Below are 8,916 nucleotides of genomic sequence, written 5' to 3'. Positions count from 1 at the left end.
CGCGATCGCTAAATACTCTAATATCCAGTTCCGGACAGCGGGAGCTAGCTAACTCAGCAGCTTTGCGGTACAAGTCAGCGTTGAAGGATTCAAATCCTGCTATCAGTACAATGCGTTTCATGGAACCCGCTCGAAATAATTCTTTACACTTTGATCATATTTGATCATAATCGTACTGATCGGCTAACCCTCCCAGTGCCCTTGGGTAAGTCGTGCCATGATTGAGAATAATTACTAATTAGACTTGGGCGCAGTTGTCGGCAACTGCGGACAAAAGAACTTTGGACAAGGGAAAAATAATTGACGAAAACAGTATCAAAAAGCGCTACTTTGCTGAGCCGAAGTTCCCTATTTTTATTAGTTTGATTTCTAGATATCAACTAATAATGCTGTAGTTGACGATTCCCCATAAGCCATTCCCAAAAATACCGGCACTATTTGGTAACTGATTAACCTGACTTACTATCAATCATTTTACCAGTATCATGGAAAACTCCCAAATTTTTCTACAGTTGTCAAAAAATTGGTCATAATCAAAGATAAAAGTCAGGTAATCATTTAGAGTTAGAGGTACTGAAGATGAGGATTTTACTAGTAGAAGATGATGAGCGGATTACCGACGCCCTTGCTGAAGACCTCACCGACCAGCATTATGTCGTGGATGTTGCCAATGATGGTCAAGAGGGTAGGGAACTAGTAGAGAGCTTCAGCTATGATTTAATTTTGTTAGATGTGATGCTGCCAAAGATTGATGGTATTAGCCTTTGCCGCAAGTTGCGCTCCCAAGGCGACCTTACTCCCATTCTAATGCTGACGGCTCGGGATACCATCAGTGATAAAATTGTAGGACTGGATGCTGGTGCAGATGATTATCTAGTCAAACCCTTTGATTTAGGAGAGTTGTCCGCTAGGATTAGGGCCTTACTGCGCCGGGGAAATACTACCTTACCACCTGTACTGGAATGGGATTCCCTCCGCCTTGATCCCAGTACCTGTGAAGTCTTCTATAAAGACCGTCTCTTGTCCCTAAGTCCGAAAGAGTATGCTCTGCTAGAATTTTTCCTGCGCCATCCTCGCCGTGTGTTTAGCCGTGCTCAAATCCTGGAAAACCTATGGTCCTTTGAACGACTACCAGAAGAAGCAACCGTTAAAGCTCATATCCGAGGTTTACGACAGAAACTCGACGCAGCAGGAGCTCCCTCTGATTTGATTGAGACAGTCTATGGTTTGGGTTATCGTCTCAAAGAAAATCCCTAATTCAATATTCAGTTGTTACTGTTGAAAGTTGGCAGGTTGAAAGTTGGCAGGTTGAACGGGATGGACGAAGTCCCGCTTTGCTGCGAAGCGCGTGGCCTTTTGGCCAAGGTTGTTCGCTTTTGGCGTTCCCGTAGGGTAGGTTGCAGGTTTAAGGTTGGTAGGTTGAAAGTTGGCAGGTTGTTCGCCTTTGGCCTTCCCGTAGGGTAAGTTGACGGCATTCGTGAAGCAACGAATGATATCAAGTATAGTTGGGTCAGTTAACGATTACCAATTACTAAAATTACTAATTACTAATTACTAATTACCAGATGTTTAAAGGTTTGCGCTGGCGTCTTTTGTTGTATTACCTGATGGTAATGGCCGCAATTTTGAGTGTATTTGGTGCGGGTGTGTATGTTTTTTTAACACAGAGTCTATACCAGCAACTTGACAAAAAACTACAGACTTTAGCCCAATCTGCTGCCCCCTCATTTACTGAAGTAGAAGTTAAAGGGAGTCAATACATTGAACAAGTTGATGAAGTCCCCTGGCGAGATATCTTTAACCGAGACAAACAAAGCTTAGAATGGTTTGATGATCAGGGGAAACTATTGGCAAGGCGAGGTGCGATTGTATTGACTTTCCCGCCAAAACTGGGTTCGTTGACTCTAGAACTCCCTGAGACATCAGAGCCGATTAGGACGTTTACAATTTCTGTTTTTAAGGACACCTCGAAACCAAGCCAACCATCCCTAGAGGGCTATATTCGAGCCAGTCAATCCACAGAGGATGTAGAAATTGTCCAAAGCCAACTATTTTGGGGATTAGGAATGGGAGGAATGATCGCTCTAGGGTTTGTTGGTATTGGTGGACTTTGGCTGACCCAGAAAGCTCTTGAGCCGATTGAGAAAAGTTTTAAAAAGCTTAAACAGTTTACTGCTGATGCGTCCCATGAATTGCGCAGTCCTTTGACAGCAATTAAAGCCTCTGTGGATGTGATGCGAAATCATCCTGAGCGCATTCATCCCAAGGATGCTAAGAAGTTAGTGGCTATTGCTAGCGCTACAGACCAGATGAGCCACTTAGCAGAAGACTTACTATTTTTAGCTCGCACTGATGCAGCCTTGTCAATTCCGACCCGAAAGTCAGTCCCCATTTCCCTCAATACAGTTTTGCATAATTTGGTGGAATTGTTAGAATCATTTGCTCAAGATAAGCAGATTACCTTAGAATATCACGGCCTGACAACAGTCTCTGTAATTGGGGATGAAGGGCAACTCACCCGTTTATTTTCCAACTTGTTAGAGAATGCCCTGCAATACACACCCCCTCAAGGAAAAGTGGTTCTTACTGTTGCCAAACAGAATCGCTATGCCCTGGTCATGATTGAGGACACTGGCATTGGTATTGCCCCTGAACATCAGCCGTTTGTGTTTGATCGCTTCTGGCGTGCGGATAAAGCTCGTTCTCACCGAGAGAGGGGTACGGGGTTGGGACTTGCGATCGCTCAAGCAATCACTCACAGTCATGGGGGAAAAATCACCCTTACGTCTCAGGTTGGGGTTGGTAGCTGCTTTCAGATACGTTTACCGCTGGTTTAGGAATATAGGCTCTAGGTTGGGATTTTCTTTTGAAAGAATTATAAAGAATTATATAGAGATCCGTGTAGGAATTAATTGTGATAATTTTTGAGGCCATATTCCCTACTCCCTACTCCCTACTCCCTACTCCCTACTCCCTACTCCCTACTCCCTAATTTATACTCCCTAATTTCTAAATTTCTTACCGACTTTTTTACTTTTGGGTAATAATATCAAAATATGAAGCCGTTTAGTTGGAAAGCGTCAACCATACCTAGCATTCAGGAGAGATGATCTAAATGAAAACTCCCATTAAATTGCTAACAGGTATTCTGGGATTAAGTGCTCTGATCAGTTTCCCGGCAATAGCGCAAGAAAAAACAGAAAACTCAGTTAAAGATCCTGTCAATGGTGCAACTGAGTCTATGGTAGAAAGTGCCCCCGATTCCTTGAGCAAACCCGTTCAAGAGGGTGAAAAGGTAGAAATGCCAGCTACCGCTGACACTGAATCTACAACCAGTAACCTTGTAGAGCAAGCTGCGAGCAATGATCAATTCCAAACCCTTGTCAAAGCAATTGAGGCAGCGGGCTTAACGGAAACCTTGGCAGGTGAAGGACCCTACACTGTTTTTGCTCCCACCGATGACGCTTTTGCTGCACTGCCAGCAAATACCTTAGACAGTCTACTACAACCAGAAAACAAAGAGGTACTGGTAAAGCTGCTAAAGTATCATGTTGTAAGTGGTGCAGTTCCTAGCAGTGAAATCCAGTCGGGAGAAATTATCACTATGGCTGGAAAAGCGGTGACAGTACACGTGGGTGAAGACGGTAATGTTAATGTCAACAATGCCCAGGTAACTCAAGCAGATATTGAAGCCACTAACGGCATTATGCATGTTGTTAACCATGTAATTTTGCCCTCAAGATCTCATGCTCAATCGGAACCAAAACCAACAGGAGTCATGCCAAATTAAGATTTAGAAAATTCAGCTCAATAAGTTTGGTGTTTTTGGGAATTATATCCCGTCCGTTTGACTACTTATTATTCAGGTTTTTTCGGAAATTTAATAGTGTCAATGTTCACTGAATACTTAACACTTAACACGTCGCGATTTACCTGAATACGAAGTGATTAACCGGACTCGATTGGAGTAAATACAAGGAGAGAACAAGGAGAAATTAAAGATGAATAAGTTGATGCCAATTTTACTAGGTGGAGTGATTCTGTTTGGTGCTGCTGCTTGCGATGAAGCTAAAACAAGTGATGAACCCTCCTACTCTATAGATCAAAACGATGAAGAACTAGTCACCTTACGGTCTGAAGGAAACCAAGGGGATGCCATGGTTCAAGAAACCCGAAAGGAAATCGAGGTAAATTTTGGAACTACTCAAGAGCCAAATCAAGCCTTGGGTAATTTAGAAAACCTTGATGAAGATGACCAACTAGCCAGTTTAGTACTTAATAATTTAGAAACCAAGCTCCCCAATACCCAGTTGGAAGTTGAAGCGGCAGAGGGAATGGTAACTATCTCAGGAAAAGTATCGTCTGATGATCAATTGAGTCAGATTGCACCTTTGGCAATCCAGGTTGAAGGTGTTCAGAGCGTGGATGTTCAAGCTACTGTCAAAGAGCCAAACAGCTGATCGCTTATCTGGTCAAGTACCAATCCTTTGTTGCCAATGTTACCTAATTGATGTAATTATCTAATCCATAGAGAGGAGTTAGTCGCCTATTGCTTTTGCCATAGTGGTAGGCGACTTTTGTTGTTGAGTGTCTCTCGGCTTTAATTCATGGTGTAGCAATCCGATTTGAGTTGCGGTTCACCGGAAGAGCCGGAAAATGGGGAAGATGGTTAAAAGGAGAAAGAGGGGCAGGAGGGGGAAGATGGTTAGGTGCGCTCTTACTTGGCGAATTAAATTCGCCACGGGTCGCACCTGAAGAATAGTATCCATTATTGTCAATAAATTAATTACCATGGCTATACATAGCAATTGATTCTGATTGCAGCAAGGGTAAGAATACTGATAAACAGATTAAGATAGGGTTGGATTATCGGTGCATCGGTGTCTATAGCAATCTTGTATGATTCCTCAACAGTGACAGTTCGCAACTCAAATTAACGAACTAGGGAAGTATTGTTCACCTAGAAATTAGGATTGCTATATCCTTGTGGTGCTCAAGGGGGATAGGATTGTTGACAAAGTCCCCAAATTCCCGGATCAGGTGCAACTTAGTATGATCATCAAGTCAATCCCTGTTGAAACCATAACCGCCCAGCAGATCATTGATACCTGTCTTCGCATGAACAGTCTTGGTATCAATCAAGGTACCAGTGGTAATGTGAGTGTCAGGGTTAGAGACAGTATCGGTGAGGCAATAGCAATAACCCCCAGTGGACTAGACTACGAAGACCTAACTCCTGATAAAATCTGCAAAATTTACTTCGGCAAAGACAAACAACCTGTTTTTGCTGATAATAATCGTTATTTACCCAGCAGTGAATGGCGATTTCACTATGACATACTGTTGAATCGTTCCGATGTCAATGCTATTGTTCATACTCATAGTATCCATGCTACAGCACTGGCTTGTATGGGTATACCCATACCCAGCTTTCATTATATGGTTGCTAGGATAGGTGGGAGCAGTATAAAGGTAGCTGATTATGCTACCTTTGGCACTCAAGAACTTAGCAACAACGCCCTAAAAGCACTGGGCAATTCATTTGCCTGTTTGTTAAAAAATCATGGTATGATTGCCTGTGGAAAAGATCTAAGGCACGCTCTGAAAGTCGCACAAGAGCTAGAAACCTTGGCTCAAATCTATATCAAAATCATCAGCGTTAACAAAATTTATGGAGAACCTCAATTATTGAGTGAGGAAGAAATGCAGATAGTTATAGAAAAGTTTAAAACCTATGGAGTTCAACCCAATATTGGTAATGGGTGATTGGATAGTAATATTTTATAGCATTTATCAAATAATCAAATAGCTTAGGTACACAAGTTTTGGATTTTAGGGAATAGGGAATAGGGAACAGGGAACAGGTAAAAAATAGGTGTGTACAACCTCATTAATATCATAGCCCCTATAGATATTACCATAGGGATACTTAGGGATACTCTGGCTATAGTGTTAACAAAATTAAGCAAAACTTGAAAGTTAGTTAACAATCGTAAATAAAATATTAATAAAATATATATTTTTAGTTAAATTTTAAGTTGACAATCCACCATTAGAATTGAGAATGTCATAAAAAATAAACTTAACGACAGAAGACGATTATGGTCACCGCCCCTACACCAAAGACAAGACCACAGCCAACGGTCAAAATCGGCCCAACTCAGCTGCTGATTAACAACGAATGGGTAGAGAGCGTCTCTGGGAAACGATTCGAGACGATTAACCCTGCTACAGGAGAGGTGATCTGTGATGTGGCTGAGGCTGATGCCCCAGACGTTGATAAAGCAGTAGTGGCGGCTAGGACAGCCTTTACCAGTGGAGACTGGCCCAAAATGTCGGCCACCCAGCGGGGGGAGTTACTCTACAAGCTAGCTGACTTAATCGAAGCAAACAAGGAAGAAATAGCACGGCTGGAAACCCTAGACAATGGGAAGCCCTATCGTGATTCGTTTAATGCAGATTTGTCTCTAGTCATTGCTTGCTATCGGTACTATGCTGGCTGGGCAGATAAGATTCAAGGCAAAACAATTCCCATCAGCGGACCCTACTTCTGCTACACGCGCCATGAACCTGTGGGAGTGGTTGGTCAGATTATTCCTTGGAACTTTCCACTGTTGATGCAAGCTTGGAAGTTAGGCCCAGCATTGGCAGCTGGTAACACCGTGGTGATGAAAACGGCGGAACAGACTCCTTTATCAGCGTTGCGGATCGGTGAACTGATTATCGAAGCAGGTTTCCCTCCTGGTGTGGTGAATCTTCTTTCAGGCTATGGACCAACCGCTGGGGCTGCGATTTCACATCATATGGATATCGATAAAGTTGCCTTTACCGGCTCCACTGAGGTAGGGCATCTAATTATGGAAGCTGCAGCTAAGAGTAACCTCAAGCGGGTCACTCTAGAACTTGGTGGTAAGAGTCCTAACATTGTCTTTGCTGACGCTGACATGGATAAAACCATTGAGGGCGCTCACTTTGCCCTGTTCTTTAACCAAGGACAGTGCTGTTGTGCTGGTTCGCGGCTGTTTGTGGAAGAGAAGTGCTATGACGAGTTTGTAGACAAGTGTGTGAAACGGGCACAAAATCGTACAGTTGGTGACCCGTTTGATGCCAACACAGAACAGGGTCCCCAAGTGGATCTCGAACAGTTCAATAAGGTGATGGGCTATATTGAGTCTGGTCAGCAGGAAGGAGCTCAGATGTTGTGTGGTGGTGGCCGAGTTGGCGATCGCGGTTACTTCATCGAACCGACAGTGTTTGTTGATGTCCAAGATCAGATGAAGATTGCCCAAGAAGAAATCTTTGGACCAGTGATGAGCATTATTAAGTTCAAAGATATTGATGAAGTGGTTCAGCGGGCAAATAATACTATGTATGGCTTAGCCGCAGCTGTATGGACAAAGGATATTACTAAAGCTCATGCGATCGCAAACAATGTCCGTGCTGGTACTGTCTGGGTGAATTGCTACGATGTTTTTGATGCCGCTGCTCCCTTCGGTGGTTTCAAGCAGTCTGGCATTGGTCGTGAACTTGGGGAGTATGGCTTGCAGCAATACACCGAGGTCAAGACAGTTACGGTTAAATTGTAGCATTGTACCAATCTCAAAGCCTGGTTTTTACTATCAACAAGCCAAAAAGAAGGCTACAGGATAGTTAGTTGGTAATTTAAGACAAGCTAATGGGTAATGGGGAATTGTAAGCCAATTTCCTATTACCCATTACTTTATGCTGTGCTCAAGCTTCAAGTTCAAGTTCAGGTAAGCATTGAGCGTTCAGCGGTCAGCGGTCAGCGGTCAGCCGTCAGCCGTCAGCTAAAGGCTCACGCTGGGCGAACAGCTTTGTGGAACAGGGTTCTAACCTGTGACTTAACTCAGATTAAACCAATGGTTAGCTGTTGTCTTGATGCAAAGCGCGAGTGGGGGAAACCCCCTGTTCCGAAGCTGCATCGCTTATTCAAAAGTACCGATCTAGTAGCACCATCTGTAGCCCATTAGCTGAAAGCTGAAAGCTGATAGCTGATAGCTTACGTTATTTTTTAAGATTTCTTGATCCGGATCAATTTAGAAAACAAAAGTGTTCAGTGTGAGTTTTCGATTTAGCAGCAGTTTATTAAATTTTATTAAGCACCATTGGCTTAAATCCACTAACATAGAAGAGAATTGGAGAAAAGGGCTAATTAGAGAGATTCAGAAGGTTTCATGAAATACGGAATTGATATTGGTCACAACTTGCGCGCTGATACAGGAGCTCAAGGTATCAGAGTAGAAGATGAAATGACTAGAGACGTGGGAACTAGAGTAATTTCCAAATTGAGAGACTTGGGACATCAGGTAGTTGAATGCAAGCCTAAGAGTGCGAGTACTTTGGGCAGCTCGCTGCGGCAACGGTGCAATATTGCCAATGCTAATCGAGTTGATCAGTTTGTTTCAATTCATTTTAATGGGTTTAATGGTCAAGCTAATGGGGTAGAAGTATTTGCGATTAGTGATACTGCCAAAAAAATTGCCCAGCCAGTTTTAGAAAAAATAGTCGAGTTGGGTTACTTCAATAGAAAGGTTAAAAATGGCTCTCATTTATATGTCCTTCGATATACCAATATGCCAGCAATTCTGATAGAAAGCTGCTTTTGTGATTCCCAGAAAGATATGGAACTCTACGATCCAGAAGTATTAGCTAATGCAATTGTTAAAGGATTAACAGGACAAGAGCCACCAACTACTAAATCTTCCTCTGACGATAATGTTCTAGAATTACAAAAAGCTCTTAATCGCTTAAAAATGAAAAGTCCTGCTGGTCAGCAATTAGTAGAAGATGGATCTCTTGGTCAGGCGACTATCGCAGCAATAAAAACATTTCAAGCTATTGTAGGAATTAACCAAACTGGTATTGGTGACTCGACCACATGGCAGACTATTAATC

Annotated in this window: 8 protein-coding genes; all 8 read left to right on the top strand. The window is 42.8% G+C overall.

Going from position 1 to position 8,916, the window contains the following annotated elements; genetic code table 11:
- The first annotated feature begins 579 nt into the window (after window positions 1-579).
- Window positions 580-1,257, top strand: coding sequence for a response regulator transcription factor (locus tag F6K57_RS32155; protein WP_293017486.1), 678 nt, complete (start codon window positions 580-582; stop codon window positions 1,255-1,257).
- A gap of 308 nt (window positions 1,258-1,565) precedes the next feature.
- Window positions 1,566-2,837 carry a HAMP domain-containing sensor histidine kinase gene (locus F6K57_RS32150; protein WP_293017485.1) on the top strand — a complete coding sequence of 424 codons (1,272 nt, stop codon included), beginning with the start codon at window positions 1,566-1,568 and terminating at the stop codon, window positions 2,835-2,837.
- 278 nt (window positions 2,838-3,115) lie between these two features.
- A complete protein-coding gene (locus F6K57_RS32145) occupies window positions 3,116-3,790 on the top strand; it encodes a fasciclin domain-containing protein (protein WP_293072120.1) in 675 nt (224 codons plus the stop codon).
- Window positions 3,791-4,001: 211 nt separating this feature from the next.
- Window positions 4,002-4,460: a BON domain-containing protein gene (locus F6K57_RS32140; RefSeq protein ID WP_293072119.1), complete on the top strand. Its 459-nt coding sequence runs from the start codon at window positions 4,002-4,004 to the stop codon at window positions 4,458-4,460.
- Window positions 4,461-5,052: 592 nt separating this feature from the next.
- On the top strand, window positions 5,053-5,766 hold the full coding sequence (locus tag F6K57_RS32135; RefSeq protein ID WP_293072118.1) for a class II aldolase/adducin family protein: 714 nt from the start codon (window positions 5,053-5,055) through the stop codon (window positions 5,764-5,766).
- A gap of 335 nt (window positions 5,767-6,101) precedes the next feature.
- On the top strand, window positions 6,102-7,586 hold the full coding sequence (locus F6K57_RS32130) for an aldehyde dehydrogenase family protein (protein ID WP_293072117.1): 1,485 nt from the start codon (window positions 6,102-6,104) through the stop codon (window positions 7,584-7,586).
- A 96-nt stretch (window positions 7,587-7,682) separates the two neighbouring features.
- The gene (locus F6K57_RS32125) at window positions 7,683-7,991 is read left to right on the top strand and encodes a hypothetical protein (protein WP_075898450.1); all 309 of its coding nucleotides are present in this window, start codon (window positions 7,683-7,685) and stop codon (window positions 7,989-7,991) included.
- Window positions 7,992-8,195: 204 nt separating this feature from the next.
- Window positions 8,196-8,916: N-acetylmuramoyl-L-alanine amidase (locus tag F6K57_RS32120; RefSeq protein WP_293072116.1), on the top strand; the 721-nt coding region annotated here is incomplete at its 3' end.

Origin of the sequence: Moorena sp. SIO4A5, from assembly GCF_010672005.1 — a bacterium.
Taxonomy (GTDB): Bacteria; Cyanobacteriota; Cyanobacteriia; order Cyanobacteriales; family Coleofasciculaceae; genus Moorena.
This window is presented reverse-complemented; position numbering and strand designations above follow the sequence as displayed.